13 protein-coding genes are annotated in these 20,031 nt (G+C 70.8%); 8 read left to right on the forward strand and 5 right to left on the reverse strand.

The features are described from left to right. Positions 1-2: 2 nt before the first annotated feature. The gene (locus IT355_20110) at positions 3-3,173 is read right to left on the reverse strand and encodes a 5'-nucleotidase C-terminal domain-containing protein (GenBank protein ID MCC7055586.1); all 3,171 of its coding nucleotides are present in this window, start codon (positions 3,171-3,173) and stop codon (positions 3-5) included. Positions 3,174-3,394: 221 nt separating this feature from the next. Between IT355_20110 and udk the strand changes: the two genes are divergently transcribed. The 8 genes from udk (at position 3,395) to IT355_20150 (ending at position 15,028) form a co-directional block, all read left to right on the forward strand. Beyond that, a complete protein-coding gene (udk, locus tag IT355_20115; protein ID MCC7055587.1) occupies positions 3,395-4,099 on the forward strand; it encodes a uridine kinase in 705 nt (234 codons plus the stop codon). Beyond that, positions 4,096-4,815 (forward strand): response regulator transcription factor, encoded by a 720-nt coding sequence (locus IT355_20120; protein MCC7055588.1) that lies wholly within the window; start codon positions 4,096-4,098, stop codon positions 4,813-4,815. Before udk ends, IT355_20120 begins: the two co-directional genes overlap by 4 nt. Before the next feature lie 33 nt (positions 4,816-4,848). Next, entirely contained in the window at positions 4,849-6,582 is a 1,734-nt protein-coding gene (locus tag IT355_20125; protein ID MCC7055589.1) for a HAMP domain-containing protein, read from the forward strand. A gap of 155 nt (positions 6,583-6,737) precedes the next feature. Next, the gene (locus IT355_20130) at positions 6,738-9,497 is read left to right on the forward strand and encodes a TonB-dependent receptor (GenBank protein ID MCC7055590.1); all 2,760 of its coding nucleotides are present in this window, start codon (positions 6,738-6,740) and stop codon (positions 9,495-9,497) included. Between the two features lie 210 nt (positions 9,498-9,707). Continuing rightward, complete coding sequence (locus IT355_20135; GenBank protein ID MCC7055591.1) at positions 9,708-11,426, forward strand: fibronectin type III domain-containing protein; 1,719 nt, start codon at positions 9,708-9,710, stop codon at positions 11,424-11,426. Between the two features lie 77 nt (positions 11,427-11,503). Then, positions 11,504-12,178, forward strand: coding sequence for a hypothetical protein (locus IT355_20140; protein MCC7055592.1), 675 nt, complete (start codon positions 11,504-11,506; stop codon positions 12,176-12,178). Continuing rightward, positions 12,178-13,248 carry a phosphate ABC transporter substrate-binding protein PstS gene (pstS, locus tag IT355_20145; protein MCC7055593.1) on the forward strand — a complete coding sequence of 357 codons (1,071 nt, stop codon included), beginning with the start codon at positions 12,178-12,180 and terminating at the stop codon, positions 13,246-13,248. The genes IT355_20140 and pstS overlap by 1 nt, the downstream gene beginning before the upstream one ends. Before the next feature lie 82 nt (positions 13,249-13,330). Beyond that, entirely contained in the window at positions 13,331-15,028 is a 1,698-nt protein-coding gene (locus tag IT355_20150; GenBank protein MCC7055594.1) for a Ppx/GppA family phosphatase, read from the forward strand. Positions 15,029-15,060: 32 nt separating this feature from the next. On the opposite strand, the gene ppk1 is transcribed toward IT355_20150, so the two are convergent. The 4 genes from ppk1 to IT355_20170 form a co-directional block, all read right to left on the reverse strand. Beyond that, complete coding sequence (ppk1, locus tag IT355_20155; protein MCC7055595.1) at positions 15,061-17,157, reverse strand: polyphosphate kinase 1; 2,097 nt, start codon at positions 17,155-17,157, stop codon at positions 15,061-15,063. Positions 17,158-17,271: 114 nt separating this feature from the next. Continuing rightward, entirely contained in the window at positions 17,272-18,330 is a 1,059-nt protein-coding gene (locus tag IT355_20160; GenBank protein ID MCC7055596.1) for an inorganic phosphate transporter, read from the reverse strand. Positions 18,331-18,336: 6 nt separating this feature from the next. Beyond that, positions 18,337-18,948 (reverse strand): DUF47 family protein, encoded by a 612-nt coding sequence (locus IT355_20165; GenBank protein MCC7055597.1) that lies wholly within the window; start codon positions 18,946-18,948, stop codon positions 18,337-18,339. Positions 18,949-19,058: 110 nt separating this feature from the next. Next, the gene (locus tag IT355_20170; GenBank protein MCC7055598.1) at positions 19,059-19,823 is read right to left on the reverse strand and encodes a rhomboid family intramembrane serine protease; all 765 of its coding nucleotides are present in this window, start codon (positions 19,821-19,823) and stop codon (positions 19,059-19,061) included. Positions 19,824-20,031 lie beyond the last annotated feature (208 nt).

The following is a 20,031-nucleotide window of genomic DNA, read 5'->3' on the forward strand; positions in this document are numbered from 1 at the left end:
GGTCATGGAGTGACGGGCACAATGCGATCGACGGCCGGCGCCGCAACGCCGGCGGGTCGTGCACGGACATAGTTCACCAGCGCATCCAGGTCCACGATGTCGTTCGCCCGCGTCTCCAGCGCCACGCCGGCGAGGCCGAGGCCATCACCACCGGTGACCATGAAGTCGTTGAGCGTGATCGTGTAGATGCGGGTCGGGTCGATGGGCGCGCCGCCCACCGTCACCCCGACGATACGGTCGTCGGCGGGGCGGGACACATCGTATCGCAGCACCACACCGCTGATGTGTGCACGCACCGACGAGCCGGCCACCAGCCGGCCGAGGTAGGCGCGCAGGTCGCTGCCGCGCACCGTGAGCGTGTAGAGCGTGTTGCCGAACGGCTGGACCTCGTACAGGGTGCCGTAGTTCGCCTCGCCCTCCGGCAGGTTGGCGCGGATGCCGCCGTTGTTCATCACGGCGATGTCGCTCCCGGCGGCGGCACGCATGGCGTCGGCGATGAGGTTGCCGAGGGCGTACTGCTGGCCGTCGCGGCGCATGGTGGTGAGGATCCGGCCGACCGGGCGGGCGATGATCGGCGCCACGGCGTCCACGGCCGCGCGCGCGATCCGCGCCGCCTGCGGGTCGGGGGGGATGGTGTCGCTCATCACGTCCAGCACACTGGCCTGGATCACGCGTGAGCCGGCGATGTCGCCGGCGGCGCGCCCGCTGGTGTCGCCGACGGCGATGTCGACGATGTCGATCGCCTCGCCGCGCGAGCGGGCCTGCACGATCGGCACCCCGCGCAGGCGCTGGTTCAGGTAGCTGTGCGAGTGCCCCGACACGACGACGTCCACGCGCTCGGTGAGGCGGTTGACGAGGTCGAAGATCTCGCCCTGGCACGGCGTGCCCGCGTTGCAGAACCCGCCGAGGTGCCCGGTGACGACGATCACGTCCGCGCCATGCGCCCGCAGGGCGCGCGCCCGCTCGCTCACCACCGGCGCGGGGTCGATGAAGCGCAGGTCGGTGACGTTGATCGCGCGCGTGGTCTTCGGCGTCTCGATGGTACTGATGCCGATGATGCCGACGCGGAACGGCCCGCGCTGCACCAGCATGTCCTGCCGGATCCACGGCGGGATGTTGCCGAGCGTGTCGCGCAGGTTGGCGCTGAGGATCGGGTACGAGGCCTGGCGGATGCGCGCACGCAGCGTGTCCTGTCCGTAGTCGAACTCGTGGTTGCCGAGTGCACTGGCCGTGATGCCGAGGGAGTCGAAGAGCGTGACCACGGTGCGGCCGTAGGCGAGGTTCGAGGCCGGCGTGCCCTGGAACTCGTCACCGGCATCCACGATCACCGAATGACACGACGGCGGCGTGCAGCCGGCCTGGGCGCGCCGGATCGCCGCCACGAGCGCACCGGCGCCGCCGAAGGGCTGGTTCCGCGCGCCGACGCGCGACTCGAACGCGCCGTGGAAGTCGTTCAGCCCGATCACGCGCAGCCGCGCGACACGCCCCCCGTCGCGGAACGACGCCTGCGCCGCGGTGGCGGCGGCCGCGGGGGTGATGCGCCAGTTCACCGACGACCACTCGGCCGGGTCCAGCCGCCCCGCCGTGCGCACGGCGTCCACGATCATCTCGCGGATGTCCCCCTTCGACTCGTACACGAGCGGCGCACCGGCAATCATCGCATACCCGCCACCACCCGTCTGGCGGTAGTTGCTGAGCGCGATCGTGTATGCGTCGCCGTCCTGCACCGCCCTGCCGTTCACGGCCAGGCCCACCACCCGCTGGCCGACCGGCTTCGACAGGTCCATCTCGTACTGGGCACCGACCACGAGGTCGAAGTTGAAGCCCGGCACGGCCGGATTCACCAGCGGCCCGGTCATGCCCGGCGACCACGTCTGGAAGTATCGCGCGCTGTGCTCGAGGTATGCGCGCAGTTGCGCGCCGGAGATGCGCACCGCCCGCAGCGTGTTCTCGAACGGATACAGCTTCGCGATGGACGACACCGTGATGGTGCCGCTGTCGAGCCGCGCATCGGTGGTGAACACCGGGCTGGCCGCGAGCTGCGCGCCCGAGACGCGACGCATCACCTCGCCGACGAGGTCCGTGAGCGGCATGTCCACGGCCCGCGCCTGGTCGGCGCGCCAGGCCACGCGTGTGGTACCGATGGACTCGGCCACATACGCCAGCGCGCGACGGTGCGCGTCGTCGGTGGCCGCCAGCACGGCCGGCGATTCCGCGTGCCGGCGGGTGGCGATCGCGCGTCCGGTGGAGGAACGCACCACCCAGGCGTTCCGCGCGCCGCGCTCGAGGTGCAGCGTCGCGACCCCCACGCTGCCGGCGTAGTTGCGCGGCTGCATGAGACGCACACCGGCCACCACCGTGTCGACCATCTCGCGGTGCGAGTGACCGTAGACCACGAGGTCCACCCCCGGCACCTCGCGCGGGATGCGCCCGACCACGTTCTCCGAGGGGAGGCCGGTCTGCACCGTGTCGTAGCTCGCGGCGCCATCCAGGCCGGCATGGACCACGGCGACCACGATGTCGGCGCCGGCGCGGCGGGCCGCCGCGGTCGCCCGGCGCAGGCTCGGGATGATGTCGCGGTACTGGAGGCGGCCACGCACGTGGTCGCGGTCCCAGACCATCACGCCCGGCGTGGTGGCCCCCACGACGCCGACGGTGAGGTCACCACGCCGCACGAGCGTGAACGAGGCGAACGCATCCGGCCGGCGCGTGGCCTGTGCGTTGGCAGACAGGAAGGGAAACCGCGCCTGGGCCATGGCCCGGCGCAGGAGGGGCAGGCCGTAGTTGAATTCGTGGTTCCCGACCGTGGCCGCGTCGTAGCCCATGGCATTCATGGCGGCGATCACCGGGTGCGGCCCACCGCTGCCGGCCCGCGCGGCGACCGTCGTCAGCGGGTTGCCCTGCAGCAGGTCACCGGCGTCGAGGAGGAGCACGTTCCCCGGGTGCGCCGCCCGGACCGAGTCGACGATGGTCGCGGCGGCGGCGAGGCTGTGGGCGGAATCGGGCCGGCTGTCGTAGTAGTCCCAGGCCCGGAGCCGGCCGTGCACGTCGGTGGTGGCCAGCACCACCAGGTCGCGGGCTGCGGCACGGACCTGGGCCGTCACCGGCCCCGCCACGAGAAATGACGCCGCCAGCGTCACGACGCGCCGACGGTGCGATGTCGAGTGTTTCATGGAGGGAAGCTAGCGGGGCCGCAGCCGAATTCAGAGGGTGGCGCCCCGGTGCCGGGGGCCACGCCGGCACGGCGGCAGCCCTGTCTAGATTCCTGCCCAGCCGCCGCCGCGCCCGCCTGCGGGCCGATACCGAATCGTGACCGGACGATCACGAACAATCACACAGTCACGGCCCAGTCTTCCGCCGTGACGATGGAGGAGCCGTGCCGAACCGCCCGCTGATGATCGGAATTGCCGGGGGCACCGGGTCCGGCAAGACCACCGTGGCGCGGCGCGTGGCAGCGGCGCTGGCCGACTCGTCGGTCGCGTTCGTGGAGATGGACTCGTATTACCGGAACCACACCGGGCTCTCCGTCACGGAGCTCACGCACATCAACTGGGACCATCCCGACGCCTTCGACCTCGACCTCTTCGTGGACCACCTCGACGCGATGTCGCGCGGTGAACCGATCGAGAAGCCGGTGTATGACTACACCATCCACGCCCGGAGCGCCGAGACGGTGCGGGTGGCGAAGGTGGACGTGGTGGTGGTGGACGGCATCCTGCTGTTCACGGACGAGCGGGTGCGGCAGCGGCTGGACGTGAAGGTCTTCGTGGACGCGGATGCGGACATCCGGCTGGTGCGGCGTATCAAGCGGGACATGGCGTCGCGCGGCCGGCCGCTGGACGAGATCCTCGAGCAGTACGTCAACACGGTGCGACCGATGCACCTGCAGTTCATCGAGCCGAGCAAGCGCTGGGCGGACGTCATCGTCCCGCGCGGAGGCCATAACACGGTGGCGATCGAGATGATCCTGGCAAAGATCCGGCAGCGCCTCATGACCAGCGGCGCGCCGAGCATTCCGATGGTGTCCGACGAGCGCCGGCATGTCGAGGGCGGCACCCCGCTCGGCAACCGCGCGATCGCCGGGGGGTTGTCCGCATGACGGGCCCGGCGCCGCACGTGCAGGAGCGCATCCTCGTCGTCGACGACGAGCCGGACATCGTCGCGCTGGTGGCCTACCACCTCGCGAAGTCGAACTACCGCGTCTCGACCGCCTCCAACGGCACCGACGCCCTCGCCATCGCGCGCCAGGAGCGCCCGTCGCTGCTGGTGCTGGACCTGATGCTCCCGGGGATGAGCGGCTTCGACGTGCTCCAGCACATCCGTGCCGGCGAATCCACGAAGCACATCGCGGTGCTGATGCTCACCGCGCGCAAGGAGGAGCAGGACCGCATCCGCGGCCTCTCCCTCGGCGCCGACGACTACCTCACCAAGCCGTTCAGCCCGCAGGAACTGGTGCTCCGCGTCGGTGCGATCCTCCGCCGCACCGCCGCCGCCGCCGACACCCCCTCCGACCTGCTGCAGATCGGCTCCATCCGCATCGATCGCGCCGAACACCGGGTGGCGATCGGCACCGACGAGGTTGAGCTCACGCCCACCGAATACAAGCTCCTGCTGACGCTGGCCGAGCGGCGTGGCCGCGTGCAGGCGCGTGGCCACCTGCTCGAGACAGTCTGGGAAGCGGCACCGGACATCCAGACCCGCACCGTGGACATGCACATCCAGCGCCTCCGCACCAAGCTCGGTGACGCCGGCGACCTGATCGAGACCGTGCGCGGGTTCGGCTACCGGATGCGGAGCAGCACCACCACCCGCTAGCCCCGGCGGCACCCCTCGCGTACGGTACCGGGCATGCGGCTCACCTCCCGACTGCTGCTCGGCCTCGTGCTGGGCGTGTCGCTGCTGCTCGCCGCGGTCATCGGCGTGCTCGATCGACGGCTGTACGCGCGCATCGGCGAGGAACAGGTCAGCCAGCTCCAGCGCGAGGCCCGGCTGCTGGCCAGCCAGTGGCGCGATCGCGACGCGGCCGATGCCATCGCCGACGCGGCCGGCGTGGCCACCGGGCATCGGGTCACGCTGATCGACACGGCGGGAGTGGTGCTCGGCGACTCGGACTTCGACCCGCCGCGGCTCGCCGCACTCGAGAACCACAGCACCCGTCCCGAGGTCCGTGACGCCCTCGCCCGCGGCACCGGGCAGTCGCGCCGCATGTCGGCGTCCGCCGGCGACGAAGAGCTGTACGTCGCGGTGCGCATGCCGCTGGGCATCTCGCGCGTGTCGGTGCGCACCCGGGCGGTGGACCAGATCTTCACCCGGTCGCGGGTGGACATCCTGCTCGTCGGCGTCGGCGCGATCTTCGCGGTCACCGTGTTCGGCTGGTTCTTCTCGCGCTCGATCACACGCCCGATCATCGCGCTCCGCGACGTGGCCCAGTCGCTGGCCGCCGGCGACCTCTCGCGGCGACCGGCCCTCTCGGCGCCCGGCGAGGTGGGTGACCTGGCCCGGGCCGTGCACCGCCTGGCGGAACAACTCGGCGCGCGGCTGGCAACGCTGGAGGCCGAGGAGTCGTTGCTGACGGAGCTCTTCGACTCGCTCACCGAGGGGGCGATCGCGGTGGACGCGGGCCGCCAGGTGATGCGGATCAACGACGTCGGGCGACAGCTCGCGAACGTCGAGGGGGTGGTGCCCTTTCCCATCGAGCGCCTGCCGGCGCAACCCGAGCTGCGCGACGCGCTGGAGCGCGCCCTCTCGGGGCAGGTGGTCGAGCCGTGCGAGATCGCGCTCTTCGACCGCGCGCTGTCGCTGGTGGCGCGCCCGCTCACCGACGGGGGCGCCGTGCTGGCCCTCTACGACCTGACACCGGTGCGGCGCATCGAGCAGGTACGGCGCGATTTCGTGGCCAACGTGAGCCACGAGCTGCGCACGCCGCTGACGATCGTGGGCGGGTACGCCGAGACGCTGGTGGACGACGACGAGATGCCGGTGGCGAACCGGCATGCCTTCCTCGACACCATCCTGTCGAACACGCGGCGGATGCAGCGGATCGTGGACGACCTGCTGGACCTCAGCCGCATCGAGTCGGGCGGGTGGCGTCCCAACCCCGCGTTGCTGCGCCTGCCGGACGTGGTGGCCGACGTGATGCTGGCGGTGAAGCCGGCCGCGGACGCGAAGGGCATCGTGGTGCGCGCCGACATCGCGTCCGGCGCCGAGCGGGTGCACGCCGACCCAACCGCCCTGCGCCAGGTCCTGGGCAACCTCGTGGAGAACGCGGTGCGCCACACCGCGGAAGGAACGGTGCGCGTGGTGTCGCGTCGGGACGGGGCAACGGTCACGCTGTCGGTGACCGACACCGGGAGCGGGATCCCCGCCGGTCACCTGCCGCGCATCTTCGAGCGGTTCTACCGGGTGGACCCGGCCCGGTCGCGCGAACAGGGTGGCACCGGCCTCGGCCTGGCGATCGTGCGGCACCTCGTCGAGGCCCATGGCGGGACGGTCACGGCCGACAGCCTCGAAGGCACCGGGACGACGATCGCCACGACCTGGCCGATGCCGGTCGACACGGAGGAGGCGGTCACGCCTGTGTAACGAAGTGCGCGCCGGTGCGGGCGTGTCCGTTACCTGTCCGTGGCGCAATCGAAAGGGCGACGTCACACGGAAACGTGAATGTGCTGGTGCGCGCCTCCGCGCGCGGTGGGCGATGGCACGGGCCCACCCGGATTCCCCGAATTCGCGCATTCAACATGTCGCTTTCATACGTTCGCACGCTGGCCGTCGCCCTGCTCACGGCCGCCAGCCTTTCCAGTCTCGCCACCGCGCAGGCGCCGGCCGCGGCCCGCGGGCGCATCACCGGCCGCGTGCTCGATCCGCAGGGCAACGGGATGTCGGACGTCGGCATCCAGCTCGTCGGGACCACCACCGGCGTGCTGAGCGGCGTGGATGGCCGCTTCACGATCAGCGGCGTGCCGGCCGGCACCGCGACCCTGCTCGCCCGGCGCATCGGCTTCGCCTCGAAGACCGTGACCGGCATCGTGGTGCGGGCCGGCCAGGCGACGGAGCAGAACATCGCGATGGCACCCGCCGCGATGCAGCTCGCCGCCACGACCGTGACCGCCACGCAGGAACGTGGCTCCGTCAGCGCCGCGCTCGACCGCCAGCGCAACGCCACGGCGATGATCAACAGCGTCACCAGCGAGCAGATCGCGAAGAGCCCGGACAGCGATGCCGCCGCCGCCGTGGGCCGGGTGAGCGGCGTGAACGTGCAGGATGGCAAGTACGTGTTCGTGCGCGGGCTGGGTGACCGCTACACCACCGCCTCGCTGAACGGCGCCCGCCTGCCGAGCCCCGAGCCGGAACGGAAGGTGGTGCCGCTGGACCTCTTCCCGGCCGGCCTGATCCAGAGTGTCACGACGTCGAAGACGTTCACCCCGGACCAGCCGGGTGACTTCGCCGGTGCGGCGGTGAACATCCAGACGAAGGAATTCCCGGCACGGCGGACGGTGGTGGTGTCCACCAGCACCGGCTACAACGCCGCCATCACCGGCAAGTCCACGATCTCCGCCGGCACGGCCGGCCGGGACTACGTCGCCTTCGGTTCCACGCGCCGCGCGCTCCCGGGCATCGTGAGCAGCTACGGCACCTTCGACCCCCAGCCGGGCCAGGGTGAGCTGAACAGCCTGATCGGCACCTTCCGCAATCGCTGGAGCGCGCTGCCGGCCACCGGCGCGCCGAATGGCAGCATGGGGATGTCGGTGGGCGGCAGTGATCCCGTGTTCGGCCAGCGGATCGGCTACCTCGTGAGCGCGAACTACAACGTCACGCAGAACGTGAAGGAGCGGCAGGTGCGCGCCTACGCGCTGGCGCGCAACGGGGTCGAGGAAGTCGACCGGTTCACCGGCACGACGGCCGGCACCGGCGTGCTCTGGGGCGGGCTCGCGAACTTCAGCACCTTCCTCGGCCGCAACACCAAGGTGTCGCTGAACAACACCTACAACCGCACCAGCGACAACGATGCGCGCGTGGAATCCGGCACCAGCGAGAACCTCGGCCAGCAGCTCAACATCACCCGCCTGCAGCTCGTGGAGCGCATGATCCGCAGCTCGCAGCTGGCGGTGGAGCACTCCCTGTTCGACGGGCGCCACCAGCTCGACTGGTCGGCGACGGCGTCGGGCGTGACGCGCGACGAGCCGGATCGCTCGGAGATCGTGTACACCGTGAGCGGCAGCGCGGCGCCGGAGTGGTTCGCGATCGGCAACGAGGGTGCGGTGCGCACGTTCGGTGCCCTCGACGAGCGGAACTACGAGGGCCAGGTGAACTACCGGATGAACTTCCTCGACCCGTCGAACGAGTTGCGGGTGAAGTTCGGCGGCCTGGTGCGCGCCACCGACCGCACGGCGACGAACAACGTGTACAGCATGCAGGGCTTCGGCCTCGACAACGCCCAGCGCCAGCTGTCGCCGGAGGAGATCTTCGACGGCCGCTTCACGCAGCCCGGCAGCAGCGCGATGCGGCTGGTGCCGCTGGCGCAGGGCGGCAGCTACACCGCGAAGGACCGCCTCGGCGCGGCGTACGTGATGCTGAGCTGGCAGCTCCGCCCGCGGGTGAGCCTGGTGACGGGCGCCCGCTATGAGCACTCCGAGGTCGAGGTGGTGGCGTCGCCGACGATCGGGCCGGCGGTGGTGACGTCGCCCTCGTTCAGCGACATCCTCCCGTCGCTGGCCGTCACCCTCCGGGCGTCGGACAACCAGAACGTGCGCCTCTCGGTCTCGCAGACGCTGGCCCGCCCCGAGTACCGCGAGCTCGCCCCGCTCCAGTTCCGGGACGTGCTCGGCGGCGACAACTACCTCGGCAACAAGGACCTCGTGCGCTCGCTGATCCGCAACGCCGACATCCGCTGGGAGTGGTTCCCCACCCGCACCGAGGTCTTCAGCGTGTCGCTGTTCGGGAAGCAGTTCGAGAACCCGATCGAGCGCATCTACCTCGGCACCTCGGGCACCCGCATCGTGTCGTACCAGAACGCGAAGCGTGCGAACAACGTCGGCGTGGAGCTCGAGGCCCGCACCGGGCTCGGGAAGGTCGCCACGGCGCTCGAGAACGTGTCGGTGTTCACGAACGCGACGCTGATGCGCTCGCAGATCGTGCTGCGACAGGGCCTGGCCAGCGTCACCAGCTCCGACCGCGCGATGGTGGGCCAGGCGCCGTACATGGTCAACACCGGCATCACGTGGAACACCACCAGCGGCTCCACCAGCGCCACGCTCCTCTACAACACCGTCGGTGCCCGCATCATCGATGCCGGTGAGCGCCCGCTCCCGGACGTGAAGGAACTGCCGCGCAACGTGCTCGACTTCTCGCTCCGCTTCCCTGTCGCCGGCGGCGTGAACGGCCGCTTCGACGCGAAGAACCTGCTCGATGCGCCGTATCGCATCACGCAGGGCCCGGTGACGCGCGAGTCGTACTACGCCGGCCGCACCGTGACGCTCGGGTTCAACTGGCAGCCGTGAGGCAGCCGGCGCGCCGGTGACGGCGCCGCGCAGGCGCGTGGAGGGCCCGGGCGATGGTGACCCGGGCCCTTCGTGCATCGCAACCACACGTTGATCCGCCCGTGACCCGACCGTGACCGGTGTGTCGGCTGGCGGTCACACGACCCGCGGATCTTTGCAACAGCTCATCGCACGGGCTGATCTCATCCCAATCACTCCATCGAGACACTCATGGCGTTCACCTGGCGTTCGCTCTCTGCCGGCATCATGGCTGGTGCAGTGCTCACGCTGTCCGGCTGTGGCAGCGACGACCCCACCGGCCCCACCGACCTGCCGCCGGCGAATGCATCCGTTGCAGCGCCGTCGGCCACGACCGCCCGCATCACCTGGGGCAAGGTCTCCGACGCAACCAGCTATGTCGTGCAGCGCGTGACCGGCGCCTCCGGCGGCACGTTCGCCACCATCTCGGCGGCCGGCCTCACTGACACCACCTACCTCGACACCGGCCTCGAGCCGTCGGCCGCCTACCGCTACCGCGTGCAGGCGATCCGGGCCTCGGGCCCGTCGCAGTACTCGGCCGAGGTCAGCGTCACGACCAAGGCCCCTGGCACGGCGTCGGCCACCATCAGCACCAACATCACCGCGAACCGCACGCTGTTCGCCGACACGACCTACACGCTGCAGGGCTTCATCCAGGTGGCCAATGGCGCCACCCTCACGATCCAGCCCGGCACGAAGATCCTCGGCGACTTCGCCGCCACCGGCTCGTCGCTGTTCGTGACCCGTGGCGCGAAGCTCGACGCGCAGGGCACCGCGGCGAACCCGATCGTCTTCACCTCGTCGCGCGCCCCGGGCGCACGCCAGCCGGGTGACTGGGGTGGCCTGATCATCATCGGCAACGGCGTGATCAACCGCACCGGCAGCATCACCATCGAGGGCACCGGCAACGGCGCCAACAACCCGGCGCAGACGTACAGCGGCGGCACCAACAACGCCGACAACAGCGGCATCCTGCGCTACGTGCGGGTGGAGTTCGCCGGCTACGCCACCGCCACCGACCAGGAACTGAACACCTTCACCCTCGCGGCGCTCGGCAGCGGCACCACGCTCGAGTACCTGCAGTCGATGGGGGGCCTGGACGACAGCTTCGAGTTCTTCGGCGGCGCCGTGGACGCGAAGCACCTCGTGAGCTACGAGGCCGGCGATGACCACTTCGACATCTCGGAGGGCTACGTCGGGCGCCTGCAGTACCTCATCGCGATGCAGACGCGCATCATCCCGCCGCGCTCGGCCGCCGGCTCGCCGTCCAGCGATCCGCAGGGCATCGAGAACGACGGCTGCAACGGCGCCGGCTGCGACCAGGGCCAGAACTCCACGCCGCTGACGATTCCCGTGATCGCGAACTTCACGCTCATCGGCACCGGCACGACGAACGGCGTGACGCTGCCTGCCGCCGGCGGACGCGGCGCCATGCTGCGACGCGGCACGGGCGGGTTCTACGTCAACGGCATCATCGCGCGCTGGCCGTCGGCCGCCATCTCCTTCCGCGACACCACCACGTTCATCCGGCAGACGGAAGGCAACTTCGGGCTGTCGAACATCCTGTTCGCGGAGAACGGCAACCTGTTCGATCCCCAGGTCCTCTCCGGCGGCGTGCCGACCAGCACGCGCCAGTACACCGCCGACACCACCGCGAACAAGCTCAGCACCGTCGCCGGCACGGCCTCGGCGCTCTTCACGAGCGTGCCGGCGGCACAGCCGGCAAGCGGTGCCACGTTCGACTGGGCGCCGCCCACCACCGGTGCCGCGGCGACCGGCGGCCTGGCGACCTTCACCGGCACCCTGCTGACGAAGGCCGGCACGGCGGTGACTGGCACGGCCTACCGTGGCGCAGCGGATCCCGCCGGTGCGAAGTGGTGGCAGGGCTGGACGACGTACGTGCTGAACTGACCTTCCCCTACGTTTCACGGGCCGGTGCGCGCGGTTGCACGCACCGGCCCGTGTGCCTTTCCGCCCCGTCGTTGCCAATGCCCGTCCGCCCTGCCACCCCCGCCGCCTGCATGGCGGCGCTACTGCTCGCCGCCGCCTGCGCGCGCGGTCGCGACGGGCAGGCCACGGTCGCCGAGAGCGCCGCGCCGGCCAGCGGGGTGACGTACGCCTACGAGCGTCGCCCCCTCGACACCACGCGGGCGCCGGGCACGATCGTCGACTCGGTCTTCCCGATGCCGGAGATGCTGCGGCGCTTCCGCTCCGGGCTCCCGGAAACCCGTGCGCTGACCGGAGGTGCCGGATCGCCCGAGGCCCTCGTGCGCCGCTTCATCGCCGCCCTGTCGGCGCGTGACCGCACCGCACTGGGGCAGCTCGCGCTCTCCCGCGCCGAGTTCGCGTGGCTCTACTTCCCGGCCACCCCGGACGCGGAGCAGGACACCGGCATGCCGCCCACCCTGCGATGGGATGCGGTCACCCGCAACAGCGAGACCGGGATCACGCGCGCCCTCACACGCGTCGGTGGCCAGGCACTCACGCTCCAGTCGCTGGACTGCCCGGCCCCCGCGCGTGCCGTGGGGACGATGCGACTGCACGAGGGCTGCACCCTCCGGCTCTCCCTCGCCGACGGCGGGCGCTTCACCGGCCGGCTCTTCGGCACCATCGTCGAAATCGACGGCCGCTTCAAGTTCGTGGGCTACTCCAACGACATGTGATGCACCACTCCGCACGATGGCTCACCGGGGTCGCCCTCCTCACCACGGCCGGGTGCACCGGGACGCCAGAGGACTCGACGCGCGTGGACCGACGCCCCGACCTCGCGGTGGAAGGCGCCGGTGCGACGTTCCCGTATCCGCTGTACACCCGCTGGTTCTCGCACTTCGCCGAGGGGGGTGACGCACGGATCAACTACCGCTCGATCGGCTCCGGTGCCGGCGTGTCTGCGTTGCTGGCGGACAGTGCGGACTTCGCGGCCAGTGACGCGCCGCTCGACTCCACGCAGCGCCGCCAGCTCACCACCCGCGGCGTGCGGCAGGTGCCGCTGGTGGTCGGCGGTGCGGCGGTCACGTACAACGTCCCGTCCCTCACCCGGCAGCTCCGGCTCGATGCACCGACACTCGCGGCGATCTTCCTCGGCGAGATCCGCCGCTGGGACGACCCGCGCATCGTGTCGCTGAATCCGGACGCGGCGCTCCCCGCACAGCCGCTGCGCGTGATCACACGGGCAGACAGCAGCGGCACGAGCTGGATCCTGACCGACTATCTCACGCGCACCAGCACCACCTGGGCGTCCCGCGTGGGCCGCAGCCGGTACCCGGCGTGGCCGGTGGGGAGCCCGGCGCGCGGCAACGAGGGCGTGGCGGGAGAGCTCAAGGCCACCGAGTTCTCGATCGGTGTCGTCGAGGCGGTGTATGCGATGCACAACCGCCTGCCGGTGGCCCGCATGCGCAATCACGCCGGTGCCTGGGTCACGCCGCAGACGGGCGCACTGCGGTCGGCGGCGGAGGCGATGCTCGGCTCCATCGACGACACGCTGGAGTTCGCGACCAGCATCAGCGACCCGCCGGGGGCGTCCAGCTACCCGATCGCCTCGCTCTCGTGGCTGATCGTGCCCTCGCGCGGCGGCGACGCTGCGAAGCTGGCCGCCGTCGAGCGCTTCGTGCGCTGGGCGCTGGAACAGGGCGACGATGACGCGCTGGCCCTCGGCTATGCACCGCTGCCCGACGCGATGCGCACCCGGCTGCTCCGCGCGCTCCCTGCGGCCGCGGTGACCGCACGCCGCTGACGGCCGGCGCCGGCCTCGGCTGGTCGCGGGGGGCACTGCCGGTAAGTTGCGGTGACCCGCCACGAACCGAGCCGAGCCCCCCATGCCTGCACGCTCCCCGCGCCGCGCCACGCCCGCCTCCGTCCCGGCCACGCCCTCCTCGCGCCCGGGACGGCCCGTGGCGCCCCGCCCGGATGGTGCCGCTGTCACCGGCGACGCTGGCGCGATCCGCACGCGACGGATCGCCGCCATCGACATCGGGTCCAACTCCATCCGCGCCATCGTCGCCGACGTGAGCAGCACGGGGCAGATCCGCACGGTGGACGAGATGAAGGCCGCCCCGCGGCTGAGCACCGGCGTGGACGAGACGGGCAACCTCTCGGTCGAGAGTGCGCTGGCCGCCATCGAGGCGCTGCAGCGCATGACGACGCTCGCGACACAGCTCGGTGCCGAGCGCATCGAGTGCGTCGCGACGAGCGCCGTGCGTGACGCCGCCAACGGCGCGGCGTTCGTCCGGCAGGTGAAGAAGTCGGCGGGGCTCACCGTGAAGGTCATCTCGGGCGTGGACGAGGCCCGGCTCTCGTTCCGCAGCGCACAGGCGCACTTCGACGTCGGCCACGGGCGCGTGGTGACCTGCGACATCGGGGGCGGGTCGGTGGAACTCGCGCTCTCGGCCGACGGGCTGGTGGAGCGCCTCCTCTCGCTCCCGTTCGGCGCGATCCGCGCGACGGAGGGCTACCTCCACAAGGGCATCCGTCGCGGCACCGTGCGTGCGCTGCGCAAGGTGTTCCGGCGCGAGCTGCGCGACAGCTTTGCCGTGAAGGAGTGGCGCGGGGCGCGGATGATCGGCTCCGGCGGCTCGTTCACCAACGTGGCCGGCATGCTGCTGCACCGGCAGGGCCTCGCCACCGCGCGCACCGTGCACGGCAAGACCGTCACCCGCGGCGAGTTCGAGCACCTGCTGGACCAGCTCCTGGAGCTGTCACCCACCGAGCGCCTCTCGGTGCCGGGCCTGAATCCCGCCCGGGCCGACATCATCGTCGCCGGCATGGCCGTGGCCGCCGAGGTGATGGCGGTGCTGGACATCCGCGAGGTGATGGTGTCGGCGTACGGCATCCGGGAGGGGCTGTTGCTCGAGGCCGCCGAGGTGGCGCCGCGCGTCACCGATCCCGGCGAGGGCCGCCTGCGCAGCGTGGCGCAGTTCGCCGAGCGCACGCACTACGAGGAGCCGCATGCCCGGCACGTGCAGAAGCTCGCGCTGCAGCTCTTCGACGCCATCGGCCCGCGCCTGGGGTGTGAGCCCGGCGAGCGCGCCACGCTGCGCGATGCCGCGCTGCTGCACGACACCGGCTACCACATCAGCTACAACGACCACCACAAGCACGCCTATCACCTCATCGTGCATGCGGAGCTGCTCGGCGTGCCGCCGGAGGAGCAGGTGGTGATGGCGAACGTCGCGCGGTACCATCGCGGTGCGGCGCCGAAGCAGAAGCACCCGATGTTCGCCCAGCTCACGAAGGAGCAGCAGCAGCAGGTGCGCCGCCTCGCGGCCCTGCTGCGCGTGGCCGACGGCTTCGACCGCGGCCACATCGGGGCCGTGCAGTCGGTGAAGGTGCGCTGGACCGAGCGCGCACTGCGGATCACCCCCGTGCCCGACCCGCGCGCCCGCTCGACACGCCTCGAGCTCTGGGGTGCGAGCCGCAAGAGCGACCTGCTGGAGGAGGTGCTGGACTTCCCCGTGCACGTGATCGGGCCGGATGGCAAGCCCGTGGAGTGGGACAGCACCGACTCCGTGGACTGAGCGCCGCACGCCGGCGCCCGGCCCGATGCGGCCTACACCCGTCCCCAGGTGTCGCGGAGCAGGATCGCGTGCGTGCCGCGCTCCGGCTCGCCGGCCTCCGGGCGCCGCTGGACGTACGTCCCGTCGGGCTGCAGCATCCACGCCTGCCGGTTGTCGGCGAGGCAGGTCTGCAGCAGCGACTCCAGCCGCGCGTGCAGCGCCGGATCCTCGATCGGCGCCACCGTCTCGACCCGCCGGTCGAAGTTGCGCGGCATCCAGTCGGCCGAGCCGAGGTAGTACTCCGGCGCGCCGGCGTTGCCGAAGTGGAAGATGCGGGAGTGCTCGAGGAAGCGGCCGATGATGCTGCGCACGCGGATGGTCTCACTCACGCCCGGCACCCCCTCGCGGAGGCAGCACACGCCGCGGACGATCAGGTCCACCTCCACGCCGGCGGCCGAGGCGCGGTAGAGCGAGAGGATCGTGTCCGGGTCGACGAGGGCGTTCATCTTGGCGATGATCCGGCCCCCGCGGCCCGCCCGGGCGTGCGCCGTCTCGCGGTCGATCAGCTCCACGAACCGCGTGCGCATGTTGGCCGGCGCCACCAGCAGCTTGCGGTAGAGCTGCTGGCGGCTGAAGCCCGTGAGGGCGTTGAACAGGTCGCTCACGTCGGCGCCGATGCTCGGGCTGCAGGTGAACAGGCCGATGTCGGTGTAGAGGCGCGCCGTGCGCGAGTGGTAGTTGCCGGTGCCGATGTGCACGTAGCGGCGGATGCCGTCCGCCTCGCGCCGCACCACCAGCGTCGTCTTGGTGTGCGTCTTCAGGCCCGGCACGCCATAGACCACGTGCACGCCGTAGTTCTCCAGCGTGCGCGCCCACGCGATGTTGTTCGCCTCGTCGAAGCGCGCCTGCAGCTCGATCAGCACCACCACCTGCTTGCCCCGCTCGGCGGCCTCGATCAGCGACCGCACGATGGCCGTCTCCCCCGAGGTGCGGTAGAGGGTGAGCTTGATGGCCAGCACCTGCTCGTCCGTCGCCGCGCGCTCGATGAAGTGCTCCACCGTGTCGCGGAAGCTCTCGAACGGGTGGTGCACCAGGATGTCGCGCTCGCGGATCGCCTCGAAGATCGAGCGCGAGTCCGCCAGCTCGGGGGGAACGGCGGCCGTGAATGGCGGATGGCGATGCTCGGGCAGGTCGATCGCCGCCGCCAGCGACATCAGGTCGCCGAGGTCGAGGAGCGTCCCCGGCTCGTCCACGTCATGGTCGGTGAGCGGCAGCGCCACCACCAGCGCATCCTCCTCGTCCGCCAGCTCCTCCATCAGCAGCGTGCGGAGTTCCTGCGGCATCCCCTGCTGCACCTCGAGGCGCACCACCTCGCCGAACTTGCGCTCGAAGACCTGGCGCTCGACCACGCTCAGCAGGTCGTCGTCCTCCTCCACGCCGGTGAGCTCGAAGTCGCTGAAGCGCGTGATGCGGAAGGCATGCCAGCTCAGCACCTCCATGCCCGGGAAGAGCGCGCCGAGGTTCACGCCGATCACGTCCTCGATCGGCACGAAGTGTCCCGGCCGGCCCGCCGGCACCCAGCGCGAGAGCGACTTCGGCACCTTCACGCGCGCGAAGTGCTCGTCGCCGTTCTGCGGGTCGCGCACGCGCACCGCGAGCGAGAGCGAGAGGTTCGAGATGTAGGGGAACGGGTGGCCCGGGTCGACGGCCAGCGGCGTGAGCACCGGGAAGACCTGCGCCTCGAAGAACGAGTCCACCACCAGCCACTCGGCGGGGGTGAGGTCGTTCATCGTCACCAGGCGCACGTCGTGCCGCGCGAGCGCCGGGAGCAGGTCGTCGATGAGGCAGGCGCGCTGCAGGGTCAGCAACTCGGTGACGCGCGCGCCGATCGCCTGCAGCAGCTCCGCCGGCGAGAGCCGTTCCTGCGGATAGCCCCCCTGCCCGTTCTTGACCTTCCGGCGCAGGCCGCCCACCCGGACCATGTAGAACTCGTCCAGGTTCGAGCTGAAGATGGCCAGGAACTTCAGCCGCTCGAGCAGCGGCGTGCGCGGGTCGCGGGCCTCGTTCAGCACCCGGGCATTGAACTCCAGCCAGCTCAGCTCGCGACTGAAGAACAGGTGCGCCGCGCCGGCCGCGCCCACCGACCCCATCGCGTCCGCATCGGCGTCGCCACCGGCCCGCGGCTGTTTTCGTCTCGTTGCCATGCCCACTCCCTGCAGGATCGGCGGCGCCCCGGTGCCGGGACGCCCCCCGCGTCGGGCCGGTCAGGCCGGACGGCCCACCACCACGATCGCATTCAAGATGAGCGCAGAGAGCGCCGCAATCAGCCCCGCCGCCGGAATCGTGACGATCCAGGCCCACACGATGTTGCCGGCCAGCCCCCAGCGTACCGCCCGGACCCGGTTCGCCGCCCCCACCCCGACGATCGCGCCGGTGATGGTGTGGGTGGTGCTCACCGGGATGCCGAACTTCGACGCCGCGAGGATCACGATCGCCCCGCCCGTCTCGGCGCAGAAGCCGCCCACCGGGCGCAGCTTGGTGATGCGCGTGCCCATCGTGTGCACGATGCGCCAGCCGCCGAACAGCGTGCCGAGCGAGATCGCGAAGTAGGCGGCGATCTCGACCCAGATCGGGATCGTGTTCGTGTTCGGCACGTACATGTGGCTCAGCCAGCCGGTGGTGTGCGGCTCGAAGAGCTTCCGCACCGACGGGGCGGCCAGCAGGCCGACGATGATGCCCATCGTCTTCTGGGCATCATTGCCGCCGTGTGCCAGCGACAGCAGTGCCGAGCTGAGCAACTGGGCCGGCTTGAAGAGCTGGTCCACCTTGCCCGGCGAGGCACGCTGGAAGACGCGGAACACGAGCACCATGAGCCCCATGCCGAGCATCGCGCCAAGGGCCGGTGACAGCGCAATGGCCGACAGCGTCTCGACCCACTTGTGCCCCCAGTTCAGCGCCTCGAAGCCCTTGCTGGCCACCGCCGCACCGGCGAAGCCGCCGATCAGTGCGTGCGACGAGCTGGACGGGATGCCGAACCACCAGGTGATCAGGTTCCAGATGATGGCGCCGAGGAGGGCCGCCGCGATCACGTTCGCCGAGATCGCGGACTGGTCCACGTAGCCGGAGCTGATGGCCTTCGCGACCGCTGTGCCGACGGTGAACAGGGCGGCGAAGTTGAAGGTCGCCGCCCAGAGGACCGCCTTGAACGGCGTCAGCACGCGGGTGCCGACGATCGTGGCGATCGAGTTTGCGGAATCGTGGAAGCCGTTGATGAAGTCGAAGATCAGTGCGACGACGACGATGCCGATGACGTACGCTATCACGGCAGCTCAGCTGTTCTTGAGCGAGATGCTCTCGAGTGCCAGCGACACGTAGTGACACTCGTCGATGGCCGTCTCCAGGCAGTCGTACAGGTCCTTCCACTTCATCACCGTGAGGGGATCCGGCGCACCGGCGAAGAGGTTGCCGAGCGTCTCGTGGTAGATGGCGTCCGCCTGTTCCTCGAGGCGCTTGATGCGCACGCCATGCTCGTAGACCATCTGCGGCTTCTTCATCGCCGCCACCGCCTCGCGGATCTGCACGCAGGCCTCGCCGAGGACGGAGCACATGCGGATCGCCGGGTCGCGGGCCTCGGTGATGCGGTAGATCTGGGCGCGGCGGGCGCAGCCGTCGATCAGGTCGACCACGTTGTCGAGGCGGGTGACCAGGGCGTGGATGTCCTCGCGGTCGAGCGGCGTCACGAAGGTCGTGTCGACCTTGCGGTTCGCCTCGGCCGTGAGCCGGTCAGCCTGGTGCTCGAGGTTCTTGATGTTGGTCTGGAATTCGTCGATCCGGGCGGGTTCGGCGAAGAGCTGCTGCAGCGTATTGGCCGACTGGACGAGAATGCCGGCCATTTCAGCGAAGAGATCGAAGAATCGATCATCGCGGGGGATCAGACGCACGGAGGAGGAGCTCCAATGGGGAAAGTGGCACCGGCATCACGCCGCCGGTCCGGACAGCTGGGCAAAGTTAGGAGACCGGGGCCGGGTGTCCCGGAATCGATATCTGACTGTTACAAGAATGCGCGGCGCGCGGGATCCTGCCGGGCGAGGCGTCCTGCGAGCCGGTCCGGGAGGGCGAAGTGTCGCACCAGGAGCACGCCCGCGACGAAGCCGCCGACATGCGCCCAGACGGCCACGCCACCGGACGGGTCCGCATGGAGCATGGTGAGCTGTGGCAGGCCGGCCAGGACCTGCAGGCCGAACCACCAGAGCAGCACCAGCCACGCCGGGAAGTGGAAGAAGAAGAGCGGCGGGAAGAACATCCGGACGCGGGCGCGCGGGAAGAGCACGAGGTAGCCACCCATCACGCCCGAGATCGCGCCGGACGCCCCGACGGTCGGGATCGGTGACGCGGGCTGCAGGGCGACGTGCAGCAGCGCCGCGGCGAGGCCGCAGATGAGGTAGAAGGCGAGGAAGCGCCGGGGGCCCATCAGGTCCTCGACATTGTCACCGAACACCCAGAGGAAGAGCGCATTGCCGAGCAGGTGTCCCCAGCCGCCGTGGAGGAACATCGAGGTCAGCGGGGTGAGCCAGTTGAGCGCGGAGCGGTCGACGAGGCAGGCCCAGCCCGCGCCCATCGGCACCGCCAGTCCCACCGGCGCCGTCCGGGTCACCTCGCCGGGCACCAGTCCCAGCTCGCAGACGCTCCGGATCAGCGCCGTGCCGTCGGCGCCGGCCCCCTGCACGAGGAACCAGGTCGCCGCCATCAGGCCGAGAATCACCCACGTCATGACCGGGCGGTTGTCTGTCGGATTTTCGTCGCCGATCGGGAACATGGCTCGCAGGTGGGGAGTCGCAGGTCGGTGGAACCTAACCGATCCCGGGCACTGGCCCGGTGCCCTCCGGGGGGCGTTCGGGGGGAGCACGTTCACGGGGATCTTGCGTCCGAACGACTCAGAGTCGTTTCCGCGGGCGAGGGACAGAGTCCCGGGCGCTGCGGCGCGAGGGGCCGGCCCCCGCGACCAGGCGCCCCACCCAAGACTC

The sequence above is a fragment of the Gemmatimonadaceae bacterium genome, assembly GCA_020851035.1.
In the GTDB taxonomy this organism is placed as follows: Bacteria; Gemmatimonadota; Gemmatimonadetes; order Gemmatimonadales; family Gemmatimonadaceae; genus JACMLX01.